Source organism: Streptomyces sp. NPDC005803, assembly GCF_040630435.1.
Taxonomy (GTDB): Bacteria; Actinomycetota; Actinomycetes; order Streptomycetales; family Streptomycetaceae; genus Streptomyces.
On record NZ_JBEXXO010000038.1, the window covers coordinates 25,100 to 50,577 of the forward strand.

At 70.6% G+C, this 25,478-nt stretch carries 25 protein-coding genes; 11 read left to right on the top strand and 14 right to left on the bottom strand.

The window, feature by feature from the left end; all coding sequences use genetic code 11:
• Window positions 1-209: 209 nt before the first annotated feature.
• From ABZ454_RS35135 to ABZ454_RS35145, 3 genes are all read left to right on the top strand, one after another.
• Window positions 210-1,970 carry an LCP family protein gene (locus tag ABZ454_RS35135; RefSeq protein ID WP_359543574.1) on the top strand — a complete coding sequence of 587 codons (1,761 nt, stop codon included), beginning with the start codon at window positions 210-212 and terminating at the stop codon, window positions 1,968-1,970.
• Window positions 1,971-2,250: 280 nt separating this feature from the next.
• A complete protein-coding gene (locus tag ABZ454_RS35140) occupies window positions 2,251-3,753 on the top strand; it encodes an LCP family protein (protein WP_359543593.1) in 1,503 nt (500 codons plus the stop codon).
• A gap of 616 nt (window positions 3,754-4,369) precedes the next feature.
• Window positions 4,370-4,840: a hypothetical protein gene (locus ABZ454_RS35145; RefSeq protein WP_356320042.1), complete on the top strand. Its 471-nt coding sequence runs from the start codon at window positions 4,370-4,372 to the stop codon at window positions 4,838-4,840.
• Between the two features lie 388 nt (window positions 4,841-5,228).
• Here the strand turns inward: ABZ454_RS35145 and ABZ454_RS35150 are convergent, their stop codons facing one another.
• Window positions 5,229-6,257 carry a glycosyltransferase family 2 protein gene (locus tag ABZ454_RS35150; RefSeq protein WP_359543575.1) on the bottom strand — a complete coding sequence of 343 codons (1,029 nt, stop codon included), beginning with the start codon at window positions 6,255-6,257 and terminating at the stop codon, window positions 5,229-5,231.
• 281 nt (window positions 6,258-6,538) lie between these two features.
• Here ABZ454_RS35150 and ABZ454_RS35155 point away from each other — a divergent pair, with 281 nt between their 5' ends.
• Window positions 6,539-7,903 carry an LCP family protein gene (locus ABZ454_RS35155; protein WP_359543576.1) on the top strand — a complete coding sequence of 455 codons (1,365 nt, stop codon included), beginning with the start codon at window positions 6,539-6,541 and terminating at the stop codon, window positions 7,901-7,903.
• A gap of 21 nt (window positions 7,904-7,924) precedes the next feature.
• On the opposite strand, the gene ABZ454_RS35160 is transcribed toward ABZ454_RS35155, so the two are convergent.
• A complete protein-coding gene (locus ABZ454_RS35160; protein ID WP_356320037.1) occupies window positions 7,925-8,473 on the bottom strand; it encodes an acyl-CoA thioesterase in 549 nt (182 codons plus the stop codon).
• A 140-nt stretch (window positions 8,474-8,613) separates the two neighbouring features.
• Here ABZ454_RS35160 and ABZ454_RS35165 point away from each other — a divergent pair, with 140 nt between their 5' ends.
• A complete protein-coding gene (locus ABZ454_RS35165) occupies window positions 8,614-9,906 on the top strand; it encodes an LCP family protein (RefSeq protein ID WP_359543577.1) in 1,293 nt (430 codons plus the stop codon).
• A gap of 195 nt (window positions 9,907-10,101) precedes the next feature.
• Here ABZ454_RS35165 and ABZ454_RS35170 read toward each other — a convergent pair whose 3' ends face one another.
• The 4 genes from ABZ454_RS35170 to ABZ454_RS35185 form a co-directional block, all read right to left on the bottom strand.
• Complete coding sequence (locus ABZ454_RS35170; RefSeq protein ID WP_359543578.1) at window positions 10,102-10,908, bottom strand: methyltransferase domain-containing protein; 807 nt, start codon at window positions 10,906-10,908, stop codon at window positions 10,102-10,104.
• A complete protein-coding gene (locus tag ABZ454_RS35175) occupies window positions 10,905-11,381 on the bottom strand; it encodes a hypothetical protein (protein WP_356320032.1) in 477 nt (158 codons plus the stop codon). Before ABZ454_RS35175 ends, ABZ454_RS35170 begins: the two co-directional genes overlap by 4 nt.
• 147 nt (window positions 11,382-11,528) lie before the next feature.
• Window positions 11,529-11,984 carry a hypothetical protein gene (locus tag ABZ454_RS35180; RefSeq protein WP_359543579.1) on the bottom strand — a complete coding sequence of 152 codons (456 nt, stop codon included), beginning with the start codon at window positions 11,982-11,984 and terminating at the stop codon, window positions 11,529-11,531.
• A 167-nt stretch (window positions 11,985-12,151) separates the two neighbouring features.
• On the bottom strand, window positions 12,152-12,502 hold the full coding sequence (locus tag ABZ454_RS35185) for a hypothetical protein (protein ID WP_359543580.1): 351 nt from the start codon (window positions 12,500-12,502) through the stop codon (window positions 12,152-12,154).
• A 13-nt stretch (window positions 12,503-12,515) separates the two neighbouring features.
• Here ABZ454_RS35185 and ABZ454_RS35190 point away from each other — a divergent pair, with 13 nt between their 5' ends.
• Entirely contained in the window at window positions 12,516-12,836 is a 321-nt protein-coding gene (locus tag ABZ454_RS35190; protein ID WP_359543581.1) for a hypothetical protein, read from the top strand.
• A 4-nt stretch (window positions 12,837-12,840) separates the two neighbouring features.
• Here the strand turns inward: ABZ454_RS35190 and ABZ454_RS35195 are convergent, their stop codons facing one another.
• The gene (locus ABZ454_RS35195; protein ID WP_359543582.1) at window positions 12,841-13,278 is read right to left on the bottom strand and encodes a hypothetical protein; all 438 of its coding nucleotides are present in this window, start codon (window positions 13,276-13,278) and stop codon (window positions 12,841-12,843) included.
• 152 nt (window positions 13,279-13,430) lie between these two features.
• On the opposite strand from ABZ454_RS35195, the gene ABZ454_RS35200 reads away from it, so the two are divergent.
• Window positions 13,431-14,072 carry a DNA alkylation repair protein gene (locus ABZ454_RS35200; protein WP_359543594.1) on the top strand — a complete coding sequence of 214 codons (642 nt, stop codon included), beginning with the start codon at window positions 13,431-13,433 and terminating at the stop codon, window positions 14,070-14,072.
• A gap of 82 nt (window positions 14,073-14,154) precedes the next feature.
• Here ABZ454_RS35200 and ABZ454_RS35205 read toward each other — a convergent pair whose 3' ends face one another.
• A complete protein-coding gene (locus ABZ454_RS35205; RefSeq protein ID WP_359543595.1) occupies window positions 14,155-15,312 on the bottom strand; it encodes an acyl-CoA dehydrogenase family protein in 1,158 nt (385 codons plus the stop codon).
• 174 nt (window positions 15,313-15,486) lie between these two features.
• Between ABZ454_RS35205 and ABZ454_RS35210 the strand changes: the two genes are divergently transcribed.
• A complete protein-coding gene (locus ABZ454_RS35210; RefSeq protein WP_359543583.1) occupies window positions 15,487-16,830 on the top strand; it encodes a UDP-glucose/GDP-mannose dehydrogenase family protein in 1,344 nt (447 codons plus the stop codon).
• A 13-nt stretch (window positions 16,831-16,843) separates the two neighbouring features.
• On the opposite strand, the gene ABZ454_RS35215 is transcribed toward ABZ454_RS35210, so the two are convergent.
• The gene (locus tag ABZ454_RS35215) at window positions 16,844-17,356 is read right to left on the bottom strand and encodes a CGNR zinc finger domain-containing protein (RefSeq protein WP_359543584.1); all 513 of its coding nucleotides are present in this window, start codon (window positions 17,354-17,356) and stop codon (window positions 16,844-16,846) included.
• A 102-nt stretch (window positions 17,357-17,458) separates the two neighbouring features.
• Between ABZ454_RS35215 and ABZ454_RS35220 the strand changes: the two genes are divergently transcribed.
• Entirely contained in the window at window positions 17,459-17,818 is a 360-nt protein-coding gene (locus ABZ454_RS35220; RefSeq protein WP_359543585.1) for a VOC family protein, read from the top strand.
• Between the two features lie 29 nt (window positions 17,819-17,847).
• Here the strand turns inward: ABZ454_RS35220 and ABZ454_RS35225 are convergent, their stop codons facing one another.
• Genes ABZ454_RS35225 through ABZ454_RS35235 form a run of 3 tightly spaced genes read right to left on the bottom strand, consistent with a single transcriptional unit; the run spans window position 17,848 to window position 20,725 of the window.
• Entirely contained in the window at window positions 17,848-19,044 is a 1,197-nt protein-coding gene (locus tag ABZ454_RS35225; RefSeq protein ID WP_359543586.1) for a dipeptidase, read from the bottom strand.
• A 5-nt stretch (window positions 19,045-19,049) separates the two neighbouring features.
• The gene (gene purE / locus ABZ454_RS35230; protein ID WP_356320018.1) at window positions 19,050-19,589 is read right to left on the bottom strand and encodes a 5-(carboxyamino)imidazole ribonucleotide mutase; all 540 of its coding nucleotides are present in this window, start codon (window positions 19,587-19,589) and stop codon (window positions 19,050-19,052) included.
• The gene (locus ABZ454_RS35235; protein WP_356320016.1) at window positions 19,586-20,725 is read right to left on the bottom strand and encodes a 5-(carboxyamino)imidazole ribonucleotide synthase; all 1,140 of its coding nucleotides are present in this window, start codon (window positions 20,723-20,725) and stop codon (window positions 19,586-19,588) included. Before ABZ454_RS35235 ends, purE begins: the two co-directional genes overlap by 4 nt.
• A 179-nt stretch (window positions 20,726-20,904) precedes the next feature.
• Between ABZ454_RS35235 and ABZ454_RS35240 the strand changes: the two genes are divergently transcribed.
• Window positions 20,905-21,462, top strand: coding sequence for a GtrA family protein (locus ABZ454_RS35240; protein WP_356320015.1), 558 nt, complete (start codon window positions 20,905-20,907; stop codon window positions 21,460-21,462).
• Window positions 21,463-21,466: 4 nt separating this feature from the next.
• Here ABZ454_RS35240 and ABZ454_RS35245 read toward each other — a convergent pair whose 3' ends face one another.
• The gene (locus ABZ454_RS35245; RefSeq protein ID WP_356320013.1) at window positions 21,467-22,741 is read right to left on the bottom strand and encodes an ATP-binding protein; all 1,275 of its coding nucleotides are present in this window, start codon (window positions 22,739-22,741) and stop codon (window positions 21,467-21,469) included.
• Between the two features lie 15 nt (window positions 22,742-22,756).
• A complete protein-coding gene (locus ABZ454_RS35250; protein WP_018524728.1) occupies window positions 22,757-23,434 on the bottom strand; it encodes a response regulator transcription factor in 678 nt (225 codons plus the stop codon).
• 420 nt (window positions 23,435-23,854) lie between these two features.
• Between ABZ454_RS35250 and ABZ454_RS35255 the strand changes: the two genes are divergently transcribed.
• Window positions 23,855-25,351: an oligopeptide:H+ symporter gene (locus tag ABZ454_RS35255; RefSeq protein WP_359543587.1), complete on the top strand. Its 1,497-nt coding sequence runs from the start codon at window positions 23,855-23,857 to the stop codon at window positions 25,349-25,351.
• Window positions 25,352-25,478: the final 127 nt, after the last annotated feature.

The window sequence follows — 25,478 nt, forward strand, 5'->3', positions numbered from 1 at the left end:
GGACAACAACGTTCGGCGTGCAATGGGAAGAATGCCCGGTTGTAAGGGCCGTGGAATATGTCACGCCCGTCGCTCAACACCGAACGGGACGGATAGTGTGACGCGATCCGGTGCTTCCGGCCTCCTGGCCGCACACTTCCGGAGCGAAAGACTGAGCGCCTTATCGGGGAAGGCGCCTCGCGTGGCACCGACGGAGGACTCAAACAACCGTGGATGCACAAGGCCGTGGGCGGGCGGAAGAAATCGATCCCGCAGACCAATGGGTTCTCAACCCGGATACCGGCGACTACGAACTGCGACTGAATCACTCCGCAGGGGATTCGGACAGGGCGCCGGGGGTCTCGGCTCCCCGCGGCGGCTCCCGGCGTGCGGGCGCCTCACGTGAGGGCGCGGGCGGGCGTCGTGGCACGTCGGGCGACGGTTCGCCGAGGCGTGCCGAGGTGCCGCGTCAGGGCGGGCGCAGGGCGGGCGGCAGCCAGGAGGCTTCCGCTGCCGCCGAGAACGGCGCGGGCCGCCGCAAGCGCAAGGCCCCCAAGGGCCGCCGCAAGAAGGCGCTGCTCTGGACGGGCGGCGTGATGGCCTTCCTGCTCGTCGGCGTCTCGGCCGGCGGGTACATGCTGTACCGGCACTTCAACGGCAACCTGAGCACCGTGGACATCGGCGACCGCGGTAACAAGGACGTCGTCACGGCCAACGCGCCCCTCAACATATTGGTCATCGGTACGGACAAGCGGACCGGCGAGGGCAACGAGGGCTACGGCGACAAGGGCAGTGCCGGCCACGCGGACACCAACATCCTGTTCCACGTGTCCAAGGACCGCACCAACGCCACGGCGCTGAGCATCCCCCGCGACCTCATGACCGACATCCCGGACTGCAAGGCCAAGCAGGAGGACGGCTCGGAGAAGAGCATCCCGGGCACCGAATACGTCCGCTTCAACACGAGCCTCGGCCAGGAGGGCCGTGACCCGGGCTGCACGATGGACACCGTCAAGCAGATCACCGGCCTGACCGTCGACCACTTCATGATGGTCGACTTCAACGCGGTGAAGGAGCTGTCCACGGCGGTCGGCGGCGTCAAGATCTGCCTCGCGCACCCGGTCAAGGACCCCGATTCCCACCTCGACCTGCCGCAGGGCGAGCGGAAGATCCAGGGCGAGCAGGCGCTGGCGTTCGTACGGACCCGGCACAGCTTCGGCAACAAGAGCGACCTGGACCGGATCAAGATCCAGCAGCAGTTCATCGGCTCGATGATCCGGCAGATGAAGTCGGACGACACGCTGACGAGCCCGACGAAGCTGTTCAAGCTGGCGGACTCGGCGACCAGGGCGCTGACGGTCGACTCCGCCATCGGCTCGGTGCCGAAGCTGACCTCGCTCGCCAAGGAACTCACCAAGATCGACACGAAGAACATCACGTTCGTCACGTTGCCGGTGATCGACAACCCGAACGAGCCGACACCGGTCACGGTGGTCCTGGACCCGGTGAAGGCGCCGCAGTTGCTCTCGATGATGCAGGAGGACACCTCGCTGACCGAGGTGGCCGCGCAGAAAGAGGCAGCCAAGACCAAGCAGGACGCGCTCCTCAAGGGGACGAAGGCCGCAGCGGCCGACGTGCGCGTCGATGTCTACAACGGTGGCGAGGTCCCCGGCGGGGCCCAGCAGACCGTCACCTGGCTGCAGAACGACAAGGGCGTCCTGAAGTCGACGAACAAGGCCAACGCCCCGGCGAAGATCGCCAAGACGACGCTCACGTACGCCCCGAACCAGGCGGACCAGGCCCGGGCGCTCGCCGCCATGATGGGGCTGCCGGCGTCGGCGATGAAGCCGGGCACCACGGATGCCGTGGGCCTGCAGGCGATGGTGCTGACACTGGGGGCGGACTTCAAGGGCGCGGGCACCCCCATCACAGGGCCGACGAAGATCGACATTCCGAAGGCCAGTGCCGACAAGGCAGAGTGCGCCAAGTGACACCGGGTCACCGCGCGATATCGCGAGTCTGAACAGCAGGGGGGTCCTGGTGGGACGGAGCAGCACGCCCGGGGAGGGGACGCGACCACGCGTCCGGCACGCGGGTCAACTCGGCTGGGACGACGGCCTGTACGAGGAGGGCGGTCACGGGGACGGCGGCGCGCAGGAGGCCGGCGCCGGCAAGGGGGACGGCGGTCCGGCTGACACCGGCGGCAACAGCCGCACGAACCACCGGCGCGGCAGAACGACCAAGCGGGGCAAGAAGTCCCGCAAGCGTCGCGTGTTCCGTTGGATCGCGATCACGCTGTCGCTGCTGATACTGGGGACGGCCACCGCCGGATACCTCTATTACCAGCACCTCAACAGCAACATCCGCAGCAGTGGTCGCAGCGGCGGTGAGAGCGGCGTGAAGAAGGCCGCGCCCAACGCTGCGGGGGAGACCCCGATCAACATCCTGCTGCTCGGCTCCGACAGCCGCAACACCGCGGAGAACGTGAAGCTGGGCGGCAGCCGGGACAGCATCGGTGACAAACCGCGGGCCGACGTCCAGATGCTCCTGCACATCTCGGCGGACCGGAAGAGCTCCTCGCTGGTCAGCATTCCGCGCGACACGATCGTCGAGATCCCCGAGTGCAAGGACTCCGAGACCGGTCAGACGTACGCCGCCACCGACAACAAGCCGATCAACGAGTCGCTCCAGCGCGGTGGTCCGGGTTGCACGCTGACCACCTGGGAGAAGCTCACCGGCGTCTACATCAACCACTGGGTGATGATCGACTTCTCCGGTGTGGTGGCGATGGCGGACGTGATCGGCGGTGTCGACGTGTGCGTGAAGACCGGCGTCTGGGACCGGTCGACCCCGATGGTCCGCGGGGGCTCCGGCCTCAAGCTGCACCAGGGGACCAACACGGTCATGGGCGAGGACGCGCTGAAGTGGCTGCGCACCCGGCACGCGTTCGGCAATGACCAGAACCGTGCCAAGGCCCAGCACATGTACATGAACTCGATGCTCCGCACGCTCAAGAAGCAGAACGCGTGGTCGGACGCGGGCCGGCTGACGGACCTCGCCGAGACGGCCACCAAGGCCCTCCAGGTCTCCGACGAGATCGGCACGGTGAAGAAGCTCTACGACCTGGCGATGCAGCTCAAGAACGTGCCGATCAACCGCATCACGATGACGACGATCCCGACGGCCGAGTGGTCGCAGGACAAGGACCGGCTCGTGCTGGTGGAGAAGTCCGCCGACCAGATGTGGCAGATGCTCCGCGAGGACGTCGCCTTCGACAAGAACGGCAAGGCGAAGGTGAAGGCCTCGCCCTCCGCGACACCGGCCGGTCCGCCCGCGGCGGCTCCCAAGACGCTGGCCGTCTCGGTGGCCAACGGCACGGGTGTCGGTCAGGCGGCGAAGGACGGCCGGGCCACCGAGGTCGCCCAGATCCTGAACGGCAAGGGTTTCGACCTGGCCGAAGCCGCCCGGACCGGGGAGCCGGCCAAGACCACGGTCGTGCAGTACCCGCAGGAGGACGGCGATCAGGGCAAGTCCGACGCGCAGTCCGTGGCCAAGGCGCTGGGTCTGCCGACGACGGCCGTCAAGGCCGACGCGGAGGCCGGCGGGCTGACCCTCGTCGTCGGTGCGGACTGGCGTGACGGGACCGTGTACAAGGCCCCGAAGACGGCGGAGGCGGGTGACCTCCCGGCCGGCGCCGATGACCTGAACGCCGCCGACGAGGGCAAGTGCATGGACGTCTACTCCGTCTACCGGTGGGACGGCGACAAGAGCTGACGCGGTGGGGCGGTCCGGTCCCGACGGACCGGGCCTGCCCCGTTGGGCGTTCCAGTCCCGACGAGCCATGGCCTGCGCCGTAGGGCGTTCCGGTCCCGACGGACCGGGCCTGCCCCGTTGGGCGGTCCGGTCCCGACGAGCCATGGCCTGCGCCGTTGGGCGTTCCGGTCCTGGACGACGGGGCAGGGGGACGGACCGGAACGCCCACGCCGTCGCCGCCCTGCCGGGCTCAGGGCCTCGCTGCCTCGCAGCGGGTGCTGGGGGCTCACCGCAACGGACGGCTACGGGCGGCGCGCCCGATCCGCCGCACGGCTGCCCCCCTGCCAACCGCCCCTTGAGGGCCGCTAGTTACGGCCAGTTCAGGCCCTCCCCACTAAATCCCCGGCCTGACCGATCACCGTCGGATATTCTGATCTTGGCGTGGCCACGACAGTGACGTCATGGTCGCCGAACGGTGCGACCGTGCGGCCGGAGCCCGGCGCGGCAGGTTTCGATCGCCGCCCGGAACGGCGCGTGCGGGAGTACCCGCGCCCGTGACGTGCCGAGTCCCCCTCGGCGGAGCACCGACACCCCGCCATGCCACCCAGCCGAACTCGCGACCACGATGGGACCACACATGGGGATCACTCTTCGCGCCCGCACTGCCGCCATGGCCTGCGCGGCCACCATGCTCGCCGGATGCATCGTCGGCCTCTCGGCCGGTGGGGCGTCCGCCGAGTCCCGCGTCAATCACTGCGGCAGCTCCTACACCTTCCTCAAGTCGTGGCCCGTCAAGGACGGTTGGTACCCGTACCCGACCGGGGGGTACATCGACGTGTACTACAACAGCTCGAACGGCTACAACTGTCTGACGGTCCGGGCGAACGACAGCGGCGTCTCGAACGCCAACCACATCCAGGCGGGCATCAGGCGGCACGGCGCCGCCAGTTACACGCTGGACGGGGTGGGCCAGAACTACAAGACCTACGCCGGACCCGTGTACGCCAGCGCCCCCGGCGCGTGCATCGACATCTACGGCGAGCTCAGCTACACGGGCGGCGAGGCCGGGCACGCCACCACGGCGTACGAAAGCGTCCACTGCGGCTGAGGGCCGACCCCTCCCACCGCGGGTGACGGCCGGGCCTTTGGGCCCGGCCGTCACCGTTCGCAGATCTCACGCTCCGGTCGGGTTACGGATCCGACGAGGACAGCGGCTCCTTCTCGAGTACGCGGGTCCCGTGACGGCGGAGGGGGCCGGCTCCTGCATCCGGGAGGAGGCCGACATGGGGAACACGTCCGGCCGCAACATCGCTCAGGCCTACGCCCACCGCAAGCGCCACTGCGGCTGATCCACCGTCACCATTCGCCAGTCCTCGTACGGTTGGGCCACAAGCGGGCCGACCGTACGACGGCCGCATCCACCGTCGCCGGCTCCACACGTCCGAGGCCGCCCTGGGCACAGCGCCCGGGCGGCCTCAGACGTTCCCGGTGAGCGGTCAGACGTGCTGCGAACCGGTCTGCACCGCCGGGCGGCGGCTGGCGATGACGCGCCTCGCCAGCGAGCGCGGACTGGTCAGGAAGCCGTAGCCCCACGACATGTGCATGGTCGCCAGCGCCACCGGGATCTGCGCCCGCGCCTTCAGCGACAGGCCCTTGCCCGCCGGGAGGGACCCGGCGACGATGGCCGCGACGTAACCGGCCGGGACGACCAGCGCCCACGGGGTGACGGCGGCGCCCACCACGAGACCGGCCGCGATCGCGACGACGGCGGTCGGCGGGGCCAGGTAGCGCAGGTTGATCGAGCCGGAGTGGTAGCGGGCGACGACGTGCCGCCAGCGGCCGTAGTCCTTGTACTGCTTGGCGAGCGCCCGGACAGAGGGGCGCGGGCGGTACTGCACGCGCAGTTCGGGCGAGAACCAGATCAGGCCGCCGGCCTCGCGGATGCGGAAGTTCAGCTCCCAGTCCTGGGCGCGGATGAACTCGACGTTGTAGCCGTCCGCCCTCTCCAGGGCCTCCCGACGGAAGACGCCCAGGTACACGGTCTCGGCAGGGCCCGCCTGGCCGCCCGTGTGGAAGGCGGCGTTGCCGACGCCGATCTTGGACGTCATGGCCGCGGCGACGGCGTCCTCCCAGGCGTTCTCGCCCTCGGCGTGCATGATGCCGCCGACGTTCTGCGCGCCCGTCTCCTCCAGGAGCCGGACGGCGGTCGCGATGTAGTCCGGCGAGAGCATGCCGTGGCCGTCGACGCGCACGACCACGGGATGGCGGGAGGCCTTGATCGCGGCGTTGAGCGCGGCGGGGGTGCGGCCGGTGGGGTTCGGCACGGTGTGGACCCGGGGGTCCTCCGCTACCAGTTCGGCGGCGATCTCGTCCGTACGGTCCGTGGACGGGCCGAGCGCGATCACCACCTCCATCTCACCGGCGTACTCCTGCTCCAGGATGTGCCGGACGGAATTCCTCAGATGGCGTTCCTCATTGAGCACCGGCATGATCACGGAGACGGCGGGGTGCTGCGCGGCAGACATGTGGTCCTCGGGGGGTCCTCGGGGGCGCCGGGGGTCTCGCACCCCACCAGGCGGCGTTATTCGGCCGCCACGTTACCGCGAATGGGGGACAGCGGCGCGCGCCGCAGGCCTGCTCCCCGGGATGCAGATCATATGGGCCTACCGTGCGAACGGTCCCCCTTGCACCGCGGAGGTGTCCCCCCGTGCCCACGCCGCACCGCTCCCCCCGTCCGCCGAGGCCCCGCGCCGCTCCCCCGCAGCCCAGACGGCCCAGGAAGCAGGACGAGAGACCGCGCTGGGGCATGCGGGTGGCGACCACGCTCTCCGTGCTGGTCCTCGGCGCGGGTGGGATCGGCCACGCCGTGGTGACCGGTCTGGAATCCGGCATCGACCGGATCGACCCGTTCAAGGACATGAAGAACCGGCCCGCGGGCGGCCACGGCATGAATCTGCTGCTCGTCGGCACCGACGGCCGCGACAAAATCACCGAGGCCGAGAAGAAGAAGTACCGGCTGGGCGGCGCGCCCTGCCACTGCACCGACACGGTCATGCTGGTGCACCTGTCCGCGGACAAGGAGCGCGCGAGCGTCGTCAGTCTGCCGCGCGACAGCTACGCCGAGGTCCCCGAACACCGGGACCCGACGACGGGCGAGGAACGCGCGCCCCACCCGGTGAAGCTGAACGCCGCCTACGCCGAGGGCGGGCCGAATCTGACCGTGCGGACCGTCGAGCACATGACGGGCGTCAAGGTCGACCACTACCTGGAGATCGACTTCACCAGCTTCATGACGACGGTCGACACCCTCGGCGGGGTGAAGATCTGCACCGCCCGGCCGATGAAGGACACCTACACCGGTCTTGATCTCCCGGCCGGCAGCCATGAGCTGAACGGCGGCCAGGCGCTCCAGTACGTACGCTCCCGGCACATCGACGGGGCCGCCGACCTGGGCCGGATGCAGCGCCAGCAGAAGTTCATGGCCTCGCTGATCAAGCAGGCGACGAGCAGCGGGGTGCTGCTGAACCCGGTGAAGTTCCGCGAGGTCGCCTCGACGATGGTGAAGTCGGTACGGGCCGACAAGGGCTTCGGTACGGAGCAGATGCTGGACCTCGGCCAGGCCATGCGGGGCTTCTCCGCCGCCTCGTCCGAATTCACGTCGGTGCCGGTGGGCGACGTCGCGCACCAGGTCAAGGGGATCGGCTCGACGGTCAAGTGGGACCCGAAGAAGTCGAAGCAGCTGTTCCGGGCGCTGCGCGAGGACAAGCCGCTCACGGTGGCGCGGGCCGAGCAGGCGCCGGCGAAGAAGGTCGACGTCCCGCCGCAGCAGATCCGGGTCCAGGTCTACAACGGGACCTCCAAGGACGGCCTCGGCTCCACGGTCGACGCCGCACTGCGGGCCACCGGCTTCGCCACCACCCGCGCCCCGCTCAGCGCGCCGCAGCGGGACCTCGCACGCACCCTGGTCACGTACGACCCGCGCTGGGACCGGTCCGCGAAGTCCCTGGGGGCGGCGCTGCCGGGGGCCGAGCTGCACCCCGTCGAGGGGCTGGGCGCCACGATGAAGGTGACCGCGGGCGCGGACTACCGCGCGGTGGCGCGGGTCGAGGCCGAGGAGCCGGATCCGGGCAGCTTCGGCGCGGTGAAGGGCGACGAGGTGGTCTGCCCGTGAGGGAACGGGGGCCGCGGCCCCTCAGTCCTCGATGCCGTCGGCCGCGCGCTTGTCGCGCAGTTCCTTGATCGCGCGACGCCGGGCCAGCCGGTGGGTGCGCCGGATCTGCGCCTCCTGGTAGCGCCGGTTGTCGCGCTCCGTCTCCGGGATCACGGGCGGCACCCGGCGCGGCCTGCCGTCCGCGTCGACCGCCGCGAACACCAGGTACGCGCTGCCGACCTGCTGGGCCGGGGTCGACTCGTTCCACCGCTCGGCCATGACCCGGACGCCGACCTCCATCGAGGAGCGGCCGGTCCAGTTCACCTGGGCGCGGACGTGAACCAGGTCACCGACGCGGACCGGCTCCAGGAAGACCATCTCGTCCATCGAGGCCGTCACCGCGGGGCCGCCGGAGTGCCGGCCGGCCACCGCGCCCGCCGCGTCGTCGACCAGCTTCATGATCACGCCGCCGTGCACCGTACCCAGCAGATTGGTGTCGCTGCCGGTCATGATGTGGCTGAGGGTCGTCCGGGAGGCTGCGGTGGGCTTGCCCGGAATGTCGCTCTCCGGGCGCGGGGCCTGATCTGTCATGCCCTCCACCTTATGCGGGGGGTCGGGGACCTCGTGCGGGGGCTCGGAGCGCGTCGCAATGCATCAGCTTCGCAACAGCCCTGGCCCGATTTCCCTCACCCCCTGTAAGAGCGGTGGCCCGGACCTGCACACTGGATCGTATGAACGATTGGCCCGAGGGCTGGACCGACAACGACCGCGGCGGCAACCGCTACGGGCAGGGCAGCGCGAGCGACCGGCCCGAGAGCGCCCGCTCGATGCCGCACGTCCAGCGCCGTCCCGCCCCGCCCCAGCAGCGCCCCGCGCCGCCGAGGCAGCGGCCGGTGCCGCAGCAGCCCGGCGGTTACGAGGGCACCCCTGAGTACGACAGCGGCTACAACACCGGCCAGGTCTACGGCGGCGGGGGCGGCGGGCGTGGCGGCGGTCACGGCGGCGGACGCGGCGACGCCGGATACGTCCAGGGGCGCCCGGCGGCAGCGCCGGACTGGCGCCGCCGGATCAAGATCGGCGCACTGGTCCTGGTGGTCGCGGTGCTCGCCGTCTCCATCGGCACGTACTTCTGGGCCGACTCGAAGCTGAAGCGCGAGGTCGACCTCTCCAAGGTCATCGAGCGCCCGAAGGCCGGCGACGGCACGAACTACCTGATCGTCGGCTCCGACAGCCGCGAGGGCATGACGTCCGAGGACAAGAAGAGGCTCCACACGGGCTCCGCCGAGGGCAAGCGGACCGACTCGATGATGATCCTGCACGACGGCTCCAACGGCCCGACGCTGGTCTCCCTGCCCCGTGACTCGAACGTCGAGATCCCCTCGTTCGTCGGCTCCGAATCGGGCAAGAGGTTCGAGGGCAAGGGCCGCACGACGAAGCTGAACGCGGCGTACGCGGAGGACGGGCCCGAGCTCCTCGTCCGTACCGTCGAGTTCAACACGGGCCTGCACATCGACCACTACGTCGAGATCGGCTTCGGCGGCTTCGCCAAGATCGTGGACGCGATCGGCGGCGTGGAGCTGGACATCCCCAAGGCGTTCAAGGACAAGTACTCCGGCGCCGACTTCCAGGCCGGCAAGCAGACGCTCGACGGCCAGCAGGCCCTCGCGTTCGTCCGGACCCGGCACGCCTTCACCTCCGACCTGGACCGTACGAAGAACCAGCAGAAGTTCCTCGCGGCGCTGGCGAGCCAGACGGCGACGCCGTCGACGATCCTCAACCCGTTCAAGCTGTACCCGACGATGGGCGCCGGCCTCGACACCCTCGTCGTGGACAAGGACATGTCGCTCTGGGAGCTGGGCCAGATGTTCTTCGCCATGAAGGGCGTCACGGGCGGTGACGGAACGTCGATGAACATGCCGATATCCGGCTCAACGGGCGGCAACCTCCTCTGGGACAAGACGAAGGTCAAGCAGCTGGTCGAGCAGCTCAACAACGACGAGAAGGTCACGGTTTCCGCCAACTGAGGCCTGCGAGCACCGGCACACCGGCCGGCCGCACCACACTCCGCCCCGGCGCGGGCCCTGAGGGGCCGGTGCCGGGGCGGAGTGCGGATCGCTCGAGCAGGCGCCTGGGCCGGTGCGCGTCGTGGCGGGAATCTCGCGCCGCCCGAGCGGCCGGCGGAGTCAACGCGGCCCTGGGGCCCACACCCGCCCCGCCCCCTACGCGCTGCCCTGCGCCAGCACCGCTACGTGCGGCAGCGCCAACAGCCCGTCCTCCACGGCGAACTCCTCGCACAGCACGTCGTACTCCCGCTTCGCCGCAGCCACCCCTTCCGGCCCCCGGCTGTTGACCAGCTGCCCGATCGCGGCGACACCGGACGCGGGCCCGGCCCACCAGTCGTCCGGGTCGACCCGGTGGTCCCAGGCCACTGATCCACTCCGTACGTCACCGAGTCCGGCGGCCGTCAGCAGTGCCCGCAGCCCTTGGGGGGTGCGCGGGAAGTCGTGTTCCTCGTCGACCCTGGCCAGCCAGTCGGGCCGGGTCAGGCCGGCGGCCCGCGCCGCACGGCCGATCAGTGCCTGGCCGGGGGCGTTCGGCACCTGCCAGACGGTCACGGCGACCCGGCCGCCGGGGCGGGTGATCCGGCGCAGTTCGACCAGGGCGTCCAGCGGGCGGCCGACGTGGTTGAGCACGAAGTTGGCCACGACGGCATCGAACTCGCCGTCGGGGTAAGGGAGCTGGGGCAGGGAGCCGGTCCGCACCTCGACGCCGGGCGCCGCCCGCCGGGTGGCCCCGACCATGCCGGGTTCGGCGTCGACGGCCCGTACGACCGCACCGCGCCCGACGGCGGCCACGGTCACACTGCCGCTGCCGCAGCCCACGTCCAGCAGCCGCGTGCCGGCGACGACGGCTGCGGCGTCCAGCAGGGCGGGGACCGTATGGGCGCAGAGGCGGGCGAAAGTGCGGGCGTAGCTCTCGGCCCGCCCGTCCCAGATCCGCCGCTCGCTCACGTCGAACGCGGTCACGTCACACCTCCGGCCGGGCCCTGCGGCTCCGTCTCGTCCAGGTCCTCGTAGAGCGCGTCCAGGATGCGGCCCGTCGGCATGCCCTCCGGCGACAGTTCGGCCAGGCACCAGCCGGGCAACCGCTCCTCGGTCGCGGGAGGAAGATCGCCGTCCGCCGGATCGGCCAGCCCGTAGAGGAGACCGAACGCGGTCTCCTTCGCGACCTCGCGGGCTATCTCCCCCAGTTCGCCGGGCGTCAGCCCGAGCCGCAGCGCCCGCTCCACGGCCCCGCCCGCCCGGCCGTCCTTCCGATAGGCCTCGACCCAGTCGGGCGCCGCCGCACTCCACGCGTCGATGTCCTGCCACGCCATGCGCAGGAACCTGTACCGGGCCAGCTGAGGGATGTTCTCCTCGGCCTCCGACTCGGCCCAGCCCGAGGCGTCCTCCGCCCCCAGCGCCTCGAACAGCCCGGTCAGCTCGTCGATGTCCGTCATGGACAGGGAAGGTACGCCACCGGGCCGGATCCGGCGGGACCGCTCCGGCGCGGAGCGCCCCGGGGCGCCGGTACGGGGCTGCGGGCCGCGGGGCTGCGGTACCCGGGGGCCGTCCCTGCAGACCGTGCATGCGGTTGCCGGGACCGTTCAGACCAGCCCCGCGGCGACGAGGGCCCCACCGACGAGGGCGACGCATACCAGCGCTGTCGCGACCCGCAGGCGTCTGCCCCTCCGAGGACGACGCCCCGGCCGGGCCGCCGACGACCGGGGCGCTGCCGGCCGCCCCGCCCTGACGTCGGCCGTTTCGGCCAGCAGGCCGCGACAGCACGCGGCGAGACGGGTGATGTCGCCGTCGAGGGGAACGGTGGTCTCGGCGCGGGCCGGGGCGGTGGTGCCGCCGTCCAGGATCCGGCCGGCCCGGACGCGCACCCGCCCGGCCCCGTGGGCCGTGAGGCTGATCCATCTGCCGGCGTCCTCACCGCGGATCACCACGGTGCCGCCGCGTTCGCGGTAGACGGTGTGCTGCCGCCACAGCAGCTTCGCGAGCGGTCCCGGGAGATCCCGTACCGTCGCCGCCGGCCGTCGGTCGTCGCTCGCTGACATCGGGCCGCCTATCGGTTCGCTGCGCGGGGACGTGTGCGGGTGCGCCACGCGTGCCGTGTCCGGGCACCCTCGGGCACGTGCGCGCTTCTGTGGCTCGACCGGGGTCTGTGCCCCGGTATGTACGTGAACAACTCGCCCGTCCTTTCATGCCACGCCGACCGACGTGATCACGCAGGACTGTAGGCCCGCCACAACACCCCATGGGCGAACGCAAACTGACTGCCCATGAGTTTCTCGTCACATCCCAGCCGCGTCAGCGGAAGTTCGAAGGCCAGGGTCGCCACGCCGAGGTCCTCGACGCTCCCCTGGAGATCCGAAGACCGGCTTGGCCCGATGCCGGGGACGGCGGTGGAGCCGATGTGCTCGACACGCAGGGCCAGCGGGCCATTCAAAGGATCCTGAAGAACTGAGGGAAATAACCCCGCCCAACCCGACCCGGCCCCGTCCTGACCTGCGTCACTCGCGCGGGTGACATAGGGCAACTGGGCTGGATTCCCGACGGGACGTTCGGAAACCATTACCGACCCGATCGTGGAACTCACCGCACAGGGACTGGGCAACCGCCCGGCCGCACAACAGTGGAGGAACCTGGTGGCCGTGGACACCTCTTTCTACAAGTCCTTCATGTCCGAAGAAATCCGCGACGAAGGCCGAGCCGAGGGACGCGCCGAGGGACGCGCCGAGGGCCTGCTTCTCCTCCTGGACGCACGCGGAATCGCCGTCACCGGCGCAACCCGCGAGCAGATCCGCACGTGCAAGGACCCCCAGCTCCTGCACCACTGGCTCCACCGCGCCGCCACCGCCGCCTCCGCCGACGAAGTCTTCGCCGGCGAAGGCCTCGCGCAGGAGTAGTCCGTCAGGCGGAGTGGCCGGCTGGGTTAGCAGGCTCCCGGAGGAAGCGTGCGCGCACCATTCCCGTCATGGAGACGCCCATGCCGGCCATGCCCACCGCCACCAGGAGGGCGGCCGACGACGGCCGCACCATGAGCTGCAGCGCGACGGGGGCCAGCGCGCCCGCGGACGCCGCTCCGGCGAGTCCGACCGTCCAGCGCAGGGCCGGGGGGACGGCGGAGGCGAGCACGGTGAGTCCTCCCGCTGTCGCCGTGATCACGATCGCTGTCACCAGCAGAAGCCCCCACGACACGCCGGGCATCTCGGTCCCGAAGTCTTCCGGACGCCGCGCACCGGGAGAGGTGACCCAGGCGAACAAGGCGGCGGCCAGGGCTACTTCGGCCACCGTGCAGAAAGCGAGGTAATACCTCTTCGTGTGGCGTGCGGCGGTGTCTTTCCCCATGACTCGTCCTTAGTTCGGGTTCGCGACGAGGGAGCCTACATTCCAGGCGGGCGCCCAGTGGCGGACCGCCGGAACCATGCCGACGGGACGGGAGCTCACACGTACGTGACGGACAGGAGGAGCCGGTGACAGGGACGACCGTGGCCGAGGTGATGGCCGAGCTGGCGGCGCTGGAGGACCCCAAGGCACGCGCGGTGAACGAGAGGCACGGTGACGATCACGGGGTGAACCTCGGCAAGCTGCGCGCCCTCGCGAAGCGGCTGAAGACGCAGCAGGAACTCGCGTACCGGCTCTGGGAGACGAACGACACCGCGGCGAGGCTGCTGGCGATCCTGATCTGCCGCCCGAAGGCGTTCGGGCGGGACGAGCTGGACGCCATGCTGCGCCAGGCACGCGCGCCCAAGGTGCACGACTGGCTCGTGAGCTACGTGGTGAAGAAGAGCCCGCACGCCGAAGACCTGCGCCTGGCCTGGTCCGCCGATCCGGACCCGGTGGTGGCGAGCGCCGGCTGGGCGCTGACCACCGAGCGGGTGGCGAAGAAACCCGAGGGCCTCGACCTCGCGGGCCTGCTCGACGTCATCGAGGCGGAGATGAAGGACGCTCCGGATCGCCTGCAGTGGGCGATGAACCACTGCCTGGCCCAGATCGGGATCACCCATCCCGCGCACCGCGCCCGCGCGATCGCCATCGGTGAGCGCCTGGAGGTCCTGAAGGACTACCCGACGGCGCCGGGCTGCACGTCGCCCTTCGCGCCCGTGTGGATCAGCGAGATCGTGCGCCGGCAGGAGGGCTGAGCAGGGGCCGCGGGGCGCGGGCCGCAGCACAGCGCCCCGCGCCCGGGGCGGTCCGGGCGCGGGGCGCGGGTGCTGCCGGCCGTTACGGCAGGTTGCGGGCCATGACGATCCGCTGGACCTGGTTCGTGCCCTCGTAGATCTGGGTGATCTTCGCGTCCCGCATCATGCGCTCGACGGGGTAGTCGCGGGTGTAGCCGTAGCCGCCGAGGAGCTGGACCGCGTCCGTGGTGATCTCCATGGCCACGTCGGAGGCGAAGCACTTCGCCGCGGCGCCGAAGAACGTGAGGTCGCCGTCGAGGCGCTCGGACTTGGCGGCGGCCGAGTAGGTGAGCTGGCGGGCCGCCTCCAGCTTCATGGCCATGTCGGCGAGCATGAACTGGACGCCCTGGAAGTCGCCGATCGGCTTGCCGAACTGCTTGCGCTCCTGGACGTAGCCCTTGGCGTAGTCCAGCGCGCCCTGGGCGACGCCGAGCGCCTGGGCCGCGATCGTGATGCGGGTGTGGTCCAGGGTCTTCATCGCGGTGGCGAAGCCCGTGCCCTCCTCGCCGATCATGCGGTCGGCGGGGATGCGGACGTTGTCGAAGTAGACCTCGCGGGTCGGGGACCCCTTGATGCCGAGCTTCTTCTCCGGGGCGCCGAAGGAGACGCCCTCGTCCGACTTCTCGACGACGAAGGCCGAGATGCCCTTGGAGCGCTTGGTCGGGTCCGTGACGGCCATGACCGTGTAGTACTCGGAGACGCCCGCGTTGGTGATCCAGCGCTTCACGCCGTTGAGCACCCAGAAGTCGCCGTCGCGCACGGCCCGCGTCTTCATGCCGGCCGCGTCCGAGCCCGCGTCCGGCTCGGAGAGGGCGTACGAGAACATCGCGTCGCCCTTGGCGAGCGGGCCCAGGTACTTCTTCTTCAGGTCCTCGGATCCGGAGAGGATCACCGGGAGCGAGCCGAGCTTGTTCACGGCGGGGATGAGGGAGGAGGAGACGCAGGCGCGGGCCACCTCCTCGATCACGATGACCGTGGCGAGCGCGTCGGCGCCGGCGCCGCCGTACCCCTCCGGTACGTGGACCGCGTGCAGGTCGGCGGCGGTGAGGGCGTCCAGCGCCTCCTGCGGGAAGCGGGCCTCCTCGTCGACCGCCGCCGCGAACGGGGCGATCTTCGCCTCGGCGAGCGCGCGCACCGTCTCACGGAGCATCTCGTGCTCCTCGGCCGGACGGTACAGGTCGAAATCGGTCGAACCCGCCAAGACGCTCACTCCCCAAGATGCTAACTACCGTTAAGTAACCCAATTTTAGGCGTCTTCCCCGGCGCAGGCATACGTGTGGGGGCCGTGAGCTTCACGACAGCCGGAATGGGACGTTTCAAGCGCAGGACTATGCTCGTTCACCGCACGTCTGTCCGCACCTCACAGGAGCACTACATGGCCCTCAGGATCACTGTGATCGGCACCGGCTATCTCGGCGCCACCCACGCCGCGGCCATGGCGGAACTGGGCTTCGAGGTCCTGGGGCTCGACATCGTGCCCGAGAAGATCGAGATGCTGTCCGCCGGCCGGGTCCCGATGTACGAGCCGGGGCTCGAGGAGATCCTGAAGAAGCACGTCGCGGGCATCGAGGGGTCCACCGGCCGGCTGCGCTTCACCACCTCGTGGGAAGAGGTGGCGGAATTCGGCGACGTGCACTTCATCTGCACGAACACACCGCAGAAGCACGGCGAGTACGCCTGTGACATGAGCTACGTCGACAGCGCCTTCGACTCGCTGGCCCCGCTGCTGACCCGGCCCGCCCTGGTCGTGGGCAAGTCCACCGTGCCGGTCGGCTCGGCGGCCCGGCTCGCGGCCCGGCTCGTGGAGCTCGCACCCGTCGGCGAGGCGGCCGAGCTGGCCTGGAACCCGGAGTTCCTGCGCGAGGGCTTCGCCGTCGCCGACACGCTGCACCCCGACCGGATCGTCGTCGGCGTCGAGAGCGAGCGCGCCGAGAAGCTGCTGCGCGAGGTGTACGCCGGGCCGGTCGCGGAGGGGTCCCCGTTCGTGGTGACGGACTTCCCGACCGCCGAGCTGGTGAAGACCTCCGCCAACTCCTTCCTCGCCACCAAGATCTCGTTCATCAACGCCATGGCGGAGGTCTGCGAGGCCGCCGACGGCGACGTGGTGAAGCTGGCCGAGGCGATCGGCCACGACGAGCGCATCGGGAAGAAGTTCCTGCGGGCGGGCATCGGCTTCGGCGGCGGCTGCCTCCCCAAGGACATCCGCGCCTTCATGGCACGCGCCGGTGAGCTGGGCGCCGACCAGGCGCTGACCTTCCTCCGCGAGGTCGACTCCATCAACATGCGCCGTCGCGGCCACATGGTGGAGCTGGCCCGGGAGGCCGTGGGCGGCGACTCGTTCCTCGGCAAGCGGGTCGCCGTGCTGGGCGCGACGTTCAAGCCGGACTCGGACGACGTACGCGACTCGCCGGCGCTGAACGTCGCCGGGCAGATCCACCTCCAGGGCGGCCAGGTCACGGTCTTCGACCCGAAGGGCATGGACAACGCCCGGCGTCTGTTCCCCACGCTCGGCTACGCCGAGACCGCCCTGGACGCCGTGCGCGGCGCGGACGTGGTGCTGCACCTGACGGAGTGGCGCGAGTTCCGCGAGCTGGACCCGGCGGCGCTGGGCGAGGTCGCCGGCCGCCGCATCGTCCTGGACGGGCGCAACGCCCTGGACCCGGTGGTGTGGCGCGAGGCCGGGTGGACGTACCGGGCGATGGGACGGCCGAAGGCCTGAGGCCCGCCGCTCCTCAGCCGCGCTTCGCGCGGTAGGTGCGCATCTTCGCGCGGGCGCCGCACACCGACATCGAGCACCAGCGGCGGCGCCCCGCCGGGCTGCGGTCGTAGTACGCCCAGCGGCAGTCCGCAGCCTCGCACGCCTTGAGCCGGGCCCAGGTGCCTTCGGCCGACGCGGCGGCGACGGCCGCCGCGATCCGGGCCGTCAGCCCGGGCGGCTGTTCCACCGGGCACAGGGAAGCGGCGCCCGCGCCGTCCACGGTGACGCGCAGGGGCGCCTCGGCGAGCAGCCGGTCGAGCACGGACGCCGCCTCCCCCTCGGCCGGGCGGTGGCCCGCGTGGGCGAGGCAGGCGGTGCGCAGGGCCTCGCGCAGGACGCGGGCCGCCGGGACGTCCGGCTCGGCGAGGGCGAAAACGGCGCGTCCGTCCGCCGTGTCGAGGAAGTCCGCACCGGTCTCGACGTTCAGGGTGTTGACCAGGGCTTCGACCAACGCGAGCCCGCCGGGCGCGGATTCCCTCTCATTCATGGTTGCGACGTTACCTCCGGTGCGGCAGCATGCAGTAACGGTTACCGGTTAGGGAGCTTTAACGGTAACCGCATGTCCGCCCCTGCCCGAGGAGGAAGCAACATGGCTGTAGCCGCACTGGGTTCCGTCGTCCTGGACTGCCCGGATCCGCTCGCCCTGGCCGGTTTCTACGCCGCGGTCCTCGGCGGAAAGGTCGAGGAGCAGGAGGGCTGGGTGAACCTGGCGGGGGGCGACGGCACGCCGCTCGCCTTCCAGGCCGCACCGGGCTTCGTACCGCCGCGGTGGCCGCGTCCGGACGGCTCGCAGCAGTTCCACCTGGATCTGACCGTGGAGGATCTGGACGCGGCGGAGCGCGAGGTGCTGGCGCTGGGTGCGACGGTGCTCGACGCGGAGGACCGGGAGCGGACCTTCCGGGTCTACGCGGATCCGGCGGGGCACCCGTTCTGTCTCTGCGCCGGTTAGCCGGACGGCGGCCGGGCGCCCCGGTCCGCTCAGGCGGCCGGGCCGTCCAGCTGCTCGATCGTGGCGTGGGAGGGGCCCCGGCGGGTGCGCAGGTCCCGGGCCACGTCCTCGGCGGCGCGCAGCACCCGTACCGCGTTCCGCCAGGTGAGCTTGGCCAGGTCGGTGGTGGACCAGCCGCGGCCGAGCAGCTCCGCGATCAGGTTCGGGTAGCCGGCGACGTCCTCCAGGCCCTGCGGGAGGAACGCGGTGCCGTCGTAGTCGCCGCCGATGCCGATGTGGTCGATCCCGGCGGCCTCGCGCATGTGGTCGAGGTGGTCGGCGATCGTGGCCACGGTCGCCATCGGGCGCGGGTTCGCCGCCTCGAACGCGGCGTGGACCTTCATCCCGCGCTCGGTGGTGTCCAGGTGGTGCAGCCCCTGGGCGCGCATGTTCTCGTCCGCGGCCTTCGTCCAGGCGACCGCCTCGGGCAGGACGAACTTCGGTACGAAGGTCGCCATGGCGATGCCGCCGTTGGCCGGGAGCTGCGCGAGGACGTCGTCGGGGATGTTGCGCGGGTGGTCGCAGATCGCCCGCGCCGAGGAGTGCGAGAACATCACCGGCGCGGTCGAGGTGGCGAGCGCGTCGCGCATCGTCGTCGCCGCGACGTGCGAGAGGTCCACCAGCATGCCGGTGCGGTTCATCTCCCGTACGACCTCGTGGCCGAACGGGGAGAGGCCGCCGACGCCCGGGGCGTCCGTCGCCGAGTCCGCCCAGGCGATGTTGTCGTTGTGGGTCAGCGTCATGTAACGGACGCCGAGGGCGTGCAGGGCGCGCAGGGTGCCCAGCGAGTTGTGGATGGAGTGGCCGCCCTCGGCCCCCATCAGGGAGGCGATCCGGCCCTCGGAGCGGGCCGCCTCCATGTCGTCGGCGGTCAGCGCGCGGCGCAGGTCGGCGGGGTGGCGCTCCAGCAGTTCGGCGACCGCGTCGATCTGTTCCAGCGTGGCGCTGACGGCGTCGTCGCCCGCCATGTCGGACCGTACGTACACGGACCAGAACTGGGCTCCGACGCCCCCGGCGCGCAGCCGGGGGATGTCGGTGTGCAGGTGGGCCGACTGGTCCGTGGCGATGTCGCGTGCGTCCAGGTCGTAGCCGACCTGTTCGCGCAGCGCCCACGGCAGGTCGTTGTGACCGTCGACGACGGGGTACTCGGCGAGGAGTTCCCGGGCCTGGTCCAGCCGGTCGTTCACGGTGCCTACTTTCCGAAGCCGAACGAGTCGGGGTTCCCGACCTTGCTGCGCAGGCGCTTGCCCTTCTCGGTGGCCTGGTCGTTCAGGTCCGAGAGGAACTCCGTCATGCGGGTCCGCAGCTCGCCGTCGTGGGCGGCGAGGATGCGGACGGCCAGCAGGCCGGCGTTGCGCGCGCCCGCGATGGAGACGGTGGCGACGGGGATGCCGGCCGGCATCTGCACGATGGACATGAGGCTGTCCATGCCGTCCAGGTACTTCAGCGGGACCGGCACGCCGATGACGGGCAGCGGGGTGACCGAGGCGAGCATGCCGGGCAGGTGGGCGGCGCCGCCCGCGCCGGCGATGATCGCCTGGAGGCCGCGGTCCGCGGCGTTCTCGCCGTAGGCGATCATTTCGCGCGGCATGCGGTGGGCGGAGACGACGTCGACCTCGTAGGGGATCTCGAACTCGTCGAGTGCCTTGGCCGCCGCTTCCATGACGGGCCAGTCGGAGTCCGAGCCCATGACGATGCCGACGACCGGCGCGGTGGAGGCGGGGGAAGTCATTCGGTGATCGTTCCTCGCAGGTAGTCGGCCGCGTGCCGGGCGCGCTCCCGCACGTCCGCCAGGTCGTCGCCGTAGGTGTTGACGTGTCCGACCTTGCGGCCGGGCTTCACGTCCTTGCCGTACATGTGGATCTTGAGCTGCGGGTCGCGGGCCATGCAGTGCAGGTAGGCCTGGTACATGTCCGGGAAGTCGCCGCCCAGCACGTTGGACATGACCGTCCAGGTGGCGCGCGGGCGCGGGTCGCCGAGCGGGAGGTCCAGGACGGCCCGGACGTGGTTGGCGAACTGCGAGGTGATCGCGCCGTCCTGGGTCCAGTGCCCGGAGTTGTGCGGGCGCATCGCCAGTTCGTTGACGAGGATGTGCCCGTCGCGGGTCTCGAAGAGTTCGACGGCGAGGTGGCCGACGACGCCCAGCTCGGCGGCGATGCGCAGGGCGAGCTGCTGGGCCTGACCGGCGAGCTGCTCGCTCAGCTCGGGGGCCGGGGCGATCACCGTGTCGCAGACGCCGTCGACCTGGATCGACTCGACGACCGGGTAGGCGACGGCCTGGCCGTGGGGTGAGCGGACGATGTTGGCCGCGAGCTCCCGTACGAAGTCGACCTTCTCCTCGGCGAGGACCGGGACTCCGGCCCGGAAGGGGTCGGCCGCGTCCGCCTCGGAGCGGACGACCCAGACGCCCTTGCCGTCGTAGCCGCCGCGCACGGTCTTGAGGATGACCGGGAAGCCGCCCACCTCCTCGGCGAAGGCCGCGGCGTCGGCCGGGTCCTCGACGATGCGGTGGCGGGGGCAGGGCGCGCCGATCTCGGTGAGCTTCGCGCGCATCACCCCCTTGTCCTGGGCGTGCACCAGCGCGTCGGGGCCGGGGCGCACGGGGATGCCGTCCGCCTCCAGGGCCCGCAGGTGCTCGGTGGGCACGTGTTCGTGATCGAAGGTGATCACGTCACAGCCGCGCGCGAAGGCACGCAGCGTGTCCAGGTCGCGATAGTCGCCAACGACGACTTCGCCCACCACCTGGGCCGCCGAGTCCTGAGCGGTGTCGCTGAGGAGCTTGAACTTGATGCCGAGGGGGATGCCCGCCTCGTGGGTCATACGGGCGAGCTGACCGCCACCGACCATGCCGACTACCGGGAACGTCACTCCTCCAGGGTATCCGCACCGTCCGGGGCCTCCCGACGACGCCCTGCCCGGGGGGCTCCGGGTGTCACGGCACCGCCACAGCCGTACCCGCACGCACGGGCATCCGGCGAGCCGCCTGGTTAGCATGGCTGGGTTGACGGAACCTGAAGCCGAACCGACAGACGGGCTGAGCGATCACCATGAGCGAACGGGGCGCACTGCGGACCCGGCTGGATCTGCTGGCCCGGGAGGTCGCCAAGTTCGGCGTGGTCGGCGCGGTCGGCCTGGTCGTCAATATCGCCGTATCCAACCTGCTGTGGCGCTACACGGACATCCCGACGGTGCGGGCCGGCCTGCTGGCGACGTTCGTCGCGATCCTCTTCAACTACGTGGGATTCCGCTACTGGACGTACCGGGACCGCGACAAGAGCGGCCGGACCCGGGAGCTGACGCTGTTCCTGCTGTTCAGCGCGGTGGGCGCGGTCATCGAGACCGGTGTCCTGTACGTGGCGACGTACGGCTTCGGCTGGAACAGCCCGGTCCAGAGCAATGTCTTCAAGATCCTCGGCATCGGCATCGCGACGATGTTCCGCTTCTGGTCCTACCGGACGTGGGTCTTCCGGGCGCTGCCTGACAAAGAGGCGCTGTCCGAGGAAGACGTCGTCGTGAGCGCGCAGGACATCGCGCAGGCGGGTGCCGTGTCCGTACCCGCTCCGGCGCCCGCGGTGCGGGTCCAGGCGGATCCGGCCCGGCGCTAGCCGGTCACCTCACCGGGCGTTCCGGTTCGTCTCCCTCTTCCCGGTTCAGCGCCACCTGGCTGAGGAACAGCGCGAAGACGGGCGGCTGCTGCTGGAGCAGTTCGAGGCGGCCCCCGTCGGCTTCCGCGAGGTCGCGGGCCACGGCGAGGCCGATGCCGGTGGAGTTGCGGCCGCTGATGGTCCGCTCGAAGATCCGCGCCCCGAGGTCGGCGGGGACCCCCGGGCCCTCGTCCGTGACCTCGATGACGGCTTGGTTCCCCGTGACCCGGGTGCGCAGCGCGACCGTGCCGCCGCCGTGCATGAGTGAGTTCTCGATCAGCGCGGCGAGCACCTGGGCGACCGCGCCCGGGGTGCCGACGGCCCGCAGTCCCTTCTTGCCGGAGCGGACCACGGCCCGGCCCTCGCCCCGGTAGGCCGGGCGCCATTCCTCGATCTGCTGCTTGACGATCTCGTCGAGGTCGAAGACGACGGCGGAGCCGGTCCGCGGGTCCCGGGCGTTGGTCAGCAGCCGCTGGACGACGTCCGTGAGGCGCTCGACCTGGGTGAGGGCGATGTTCGCCTCCTCCTTCACCGTCTCGGGGTCGTCGGTGACGGAGATCTCCTCGATCCGCATGGAGAGCGCGGTGAGCGGTGTGCGCAGCTGGTGGGAGGCGTCGGCGGCGAGCCGGCGCTCCGCGGTGAGCATCCGGGCGATGCGTTCGGCGGAGGCGTCCAGGACGTCGGCGACCCGGTCCAGCTCCGGCACCCCGTACCGCTTGTGGCGCGGGCGCGGGTCGCCCGACCCCAGGCGCTCCGCGGTCTCGGCGAGGTCGGTGAGGGGTGAGGCGAGCTTGTTGGCCTGGCGTACGGCGAGGAGCACGGCGGAGACGATGGCCAGCAGCGCCACCGCGCCGATGATCATCAGGGTGCGGCCCACCTCGCGGGTGACGGAGGAGCGGGACTCCTCGACGGTGACCCGCTCGCCGTGCTCGCCCTCCTCCGTGGCACTGATCACGCTGCCGCTGGGGCGGTCGCCGACCTCGATGGGGGCGCGGCCGGGCATCTTGACCAGGGCGTAGCGGGAGTCGTCGATCTGTTCGGCGAGCACGCCGGGGTTGATCCGCTCGGCGCCCAGCAGCCTGCTCTCGATGACGCTGATCAGTCGCAGCGCCTCGGAGTCGACGCTCTCCTGGGCGCTGCTGCTGATGGTGCGGGTCTCGACGATGACGAGGGAGACGCCGAAGACGGCGATCACCACGAGCACCACGGCGAGGGTGGAGTTGATCAGGCGTCGGCGCATGACTGGATCTGTACGTCAGCTCTTCTCGAAGCGGAAGCCGACGCCCCGGACGGTGGCGATGTAGCGGGGGTTGGCGGCGTCGTCGCCGAGCTTCTTGCGGAGCCAGGAGATGTGCATGTCGAGGGTCTTGGTCGACGACCACCACGTGGTGTCCCAGACCTCGCGCATCAGCTGGTCACGTGTGACGACCCGGCCCGCGTCCCTGACCAGGACCCTGAGCAGGTCGAATTCCTTGGCCGTGAGCTGGAGTTCCTCGTCTCCCATCCACGCCCGGTGCGACTCGACGTCGATCCTGACGCCGTGGGTGGCGGGCTGCGGGGCGGGCTCGGTGGCGCCGCGGCGCAGCAGGGCCCGGACCCGGGCCAGGAGCTCGGCGAGCCGGAAGGGCTTGGTGACGTAGTCGTCGGCGCCGGCGTCGAGGCCGACGACCGTGTCCACCTCGTCGGCGCGGGCGGTGAGCACCAGCACGGGCACGGTGTGGCCCTCGGCGCGCAGCCGGCGGGCGACCTCGAGACCGTCCATCCCGGGCAGGCCCAGGTCGAGCACGACCAGGTCGATGCCGCCCTGGAGGCCGGCGTCGAGAGCGGTCGGGCCGTCTTCGCGGACCTCGACCTCGTAACCCTCCCGACGCAGGGCGCGGGCCAGCGGCTCCGAGATGGATGCGTCGTCCTCGGCGAGCAGTACACGGGTCATGCAGTGATGGTAGTCCGCGCGGGCGACGCAGGGTGAGGTGATCCGGAAGCCCTGCGGGTTCGCGATCCGTTTATGTCCAGACCTTCGAATGTGGGAGTGTGGTTGCAGCTGAGCCTGTGATCCATCTCTCAAGTACTTCCATATCCTCCTCTGTCGTGTCGTATGGTGTTTCAACGCCTGTTGCACTACTCAAGGACCTTTGGGCAGCTATGAGCGCCGAGGTCCTTTCTCATGTGCAGGGCTGGTACCCGCCAGTCCGGATATGTCAGTGAATGACCTGTGGGCCGGGCCCGGGACGCCGATGAAGGCGCTCCGGGTGTGGATCCCGACGCGGTGGGCGTACCCGCGTCGGTGCCGGCCTCCCCCCACCGGGCGCGTACCGCTCACGAGCGACGCGTCCCGAGCAAGCAAGGATCGATCATGGCGTCCAGCCTGACGAAGGACCCGGCGAGCACCGCGGGTGGCGAGAAGACCTTCTTCGGCCACCCCCGCGGCCTGGCCACGCTCTTCATGACCGAGATGTGGGAGCGCTACAGCTTCTACGGCATGAAGGCACTGCTCCCGCTGTACCTGATCGCGCCCGGCGGCATGCACATGAGCGCCACCACGGCGACGGCGATCTACTCCGTCTACATGGCGATGGTCTACCTGCTCGCCATGCCCGGTGGCTGGATGGCCGACCGCTTCTGGGGGCCGCGCAAGACGGTCGCCATCGGCGGCGCCGTCGTCATCCTCGGCCACATCACGCTTGCCGTGCCCAACTCGGCGACCTTCTTCGCGGGTCTCGTACTCGTCGCGCTCGGCTCCGGCCTGCTGAAGGCGAACATCTCCACGATGGTCGGCCACCTCTACAAGGGCCCGGAGGATCCGCGCCGCGACGGTGGCTTCACGCTCTTCTACATCGGCATCAACCTCGGCGCCTTCCTCGCCCCGCTGACCATCGGCACCGTCGGCGAGAACGTCAACTGGCACTTCGGCTTCGCGCTCGCCGCGATCGGCATGGCCCTGGGCCTCGCCCAGTTCATGCTCGGCTCGCGCCACCTGAGCCAGGAGAGCGACATCGTCTCCACCCCGGCGACGGAGCAGGAGAAGCGCTCGGTCCTGCGCAAGGGCCTGGTCTGGCTGATCATCGCGGCCGTGTTCTACAGCCTGCTCGCGATCACCGGGAACTTCGCCGACTGGGCGCTGCTGCCGATCACCATCGCCGGACTGGTCATCCCGGTCGCCGTCCTGGTCCGCATGAAGCGCGACAAGGAGCTGACGCACACCGAGCAGTCCAAGCTCTCGGGCTACATCTGGTTCTTCGTGGTCGCCGCCGTCTTCTGGATGATCTACGACCAGAACGGCTCGACCCTGTCGATCTTCGGTGAGAACTCGACGACGAACAGCCTGCTCGGGTTCGACTTCCCGACGTCCTGGTACCAGTCGCTGAACCCGGTCTTCATCATGGCGATCGCGCCCGTGGTCGCCTCGGGCTGGCTGTGGCTGAACAAGCGCGGCAAGGAGCCGAGCACCGCCGTCAAGTTCGCCTCCAGCCTCGTGCTGATCGGCATCTCGTTCGTCGTCTTCCTGATCCCGCTGATCGACACCGCCGCCAACGGCGGCAGGGTCAGCCCGATGTGGCTGGTGGCGATCTACTTCATCCAGACCGTCGCCGAACTCTGCCTCTCCCCGGTCGGGCTGTCGGTCACCACGAAGATGGCCCCGGCGAAGTACAGCTCCCAGATGATGGGTGTCTGGTTCCTGGCGGTCACCGCGGGCGACTCCGTGACGGGTCTCCTCACGTCCCCGCAGCTCGGGGTCGACCTGAACACCACGGGGGCCGTCGCCTTCGAGGCGGTCCTCGCGGTCATAGCCGGTGTCGGCATCTGGATGTACCGCAAGAAGGTCACGCAGCACATGGGCGACGTGAACTGATCCCGCGCCCTACGAGGAAGGGGCCGCCGCACCGTGGGAACGGTGCGGCGGCCCCTTTCGTGTGCCGTACGGGCATCGGCCCACCGGCCCCCGGGCCACCGGCGCGGCAGCCTCTTCCGTAAGCCGC

Coding starts and splice junctions, on each gene's coding strand:
- ABZ454_RS35180 (WP_359543579.1), bottom strand. CDS start 11,984: ATGTCAGCGAGCGACGACCGACGGCCGGCGGCGACGGTACGGGATCTC.
- ABZ454_RS35215 (WP_359543584.1), bottom strand. CDS start 17,356: ATGAATGAGAGGGAATCCGCGCCCGGCGGGCTCGCGTTGGTCGAAGCC.
- purE (WP_356320018.1), bottom strand. CDS start 19,589: ATGACTTCCCCCGCCTCCACCGCGCCGGTCGTCGGCATCGTCATGGGC.
- ABZ454_RS35160 (WP_356320037.1), bottom strand. CDS start 8,473: ATGACAGATCAGGCCCCGCGCCCGGAGAGCGACATTCCGGGCAAGCCC.
- ABZ454_RS35210 (WP_359543583.1), top strand. CDS start 15,487: ATGGCCCTCAGGATCACTGTGATCGGCACCGGCTATCTCGGCGCCACC.
- ABZ454_RS35165 (WP_359543577.1), top strand. CDS start 8,614: ATGAACGATTGGCCCGAGGGCTGGACCGACAACGACCGCGGCGGCAAC.
- ABZ454_RS35185 (WP_359543580.1), bottom strand. CDS start 12,502: ATGGTTTCCGAACGTCCCGTCGGGAATCCAGCCCAGTTGCCCTATGTC.
- ABZ454_RS35145 (WP_356320042.1), top strand. CDS start 4,370: ATGGGGATCACTCTTCGCGCCCGCACTGCCGCCATGGCCTGCGCGGCC.
- ABZ454_RS35155 (WP_359543576.1), top strand. CDS start 6,539: ATGCGGGTGGCGACCACGCTCTCCGTGCTGGTCCTCGGCGCGGGTGGG.
- ABZ454_RS35200 (WP_359543594.1), top strand. CDS start 13,431: ATGGCCGAGCTGGCGGCGCTGGAGGACCCCAAGGCACGCGCGGTGAAC.
- ABZ454_RS35220 (WP_359543585.1), top strand. CDS start 17,459: ATGGCTGTAGCCGCACTGGGTTCCGTCGTCCTGGACTGCCCGGATCCG.
- ABZ454_RS35150 (WP_359543575.1), bottom strand. CDS start 6,257: ATGTCTGCCGCGCAGCACCCCGCCGTCTCCGTGATCATGCCGGTGCTC.
- ABZ454_RS35250 (WP_018524728.1), bottom strand. CDS start 23,434: ATGACCCGTGTACTGCTCGCCGAGGACGACGCATCCATCTCGGAGCCG.
- ABZ454_RS35240 (WP_356320015.1), top strand. CDS start 20,905: ATGAGCGAACGGGGCGCACTGCGGACCCGGCTGGATCTGCTGGCCCGG.
- ABZ454_RS35255 (WP_359543587.1), top strand. CDS start 23,855: ATGGCGTCCAGCCTGACGAAGGACCCGGCGAGCACCGCGGGTGGCGAG.
- ABZ454_RS35195 (WP_359543582.1), bottom strand. CDS start 13,278: ATGGGGAAAGACACCGCCGCACGCCACACGAAGAGGTATTACCTCGCT.
- ABZ454_RS35175 (WP_356320032.1), bottom strand. CDS start 11,381: ATGACGGACATCGACGAGCTGACCGGGCTGTTCGAGGCGCTGGGGGCG.
- ABZ454_RS35245 (WP_356320013.1), bottom strand. CDS start 22,741: ATGCGCCGACGCCTGATCAACTCCACCCTCGCCGTGGTGCTCGTGGTG.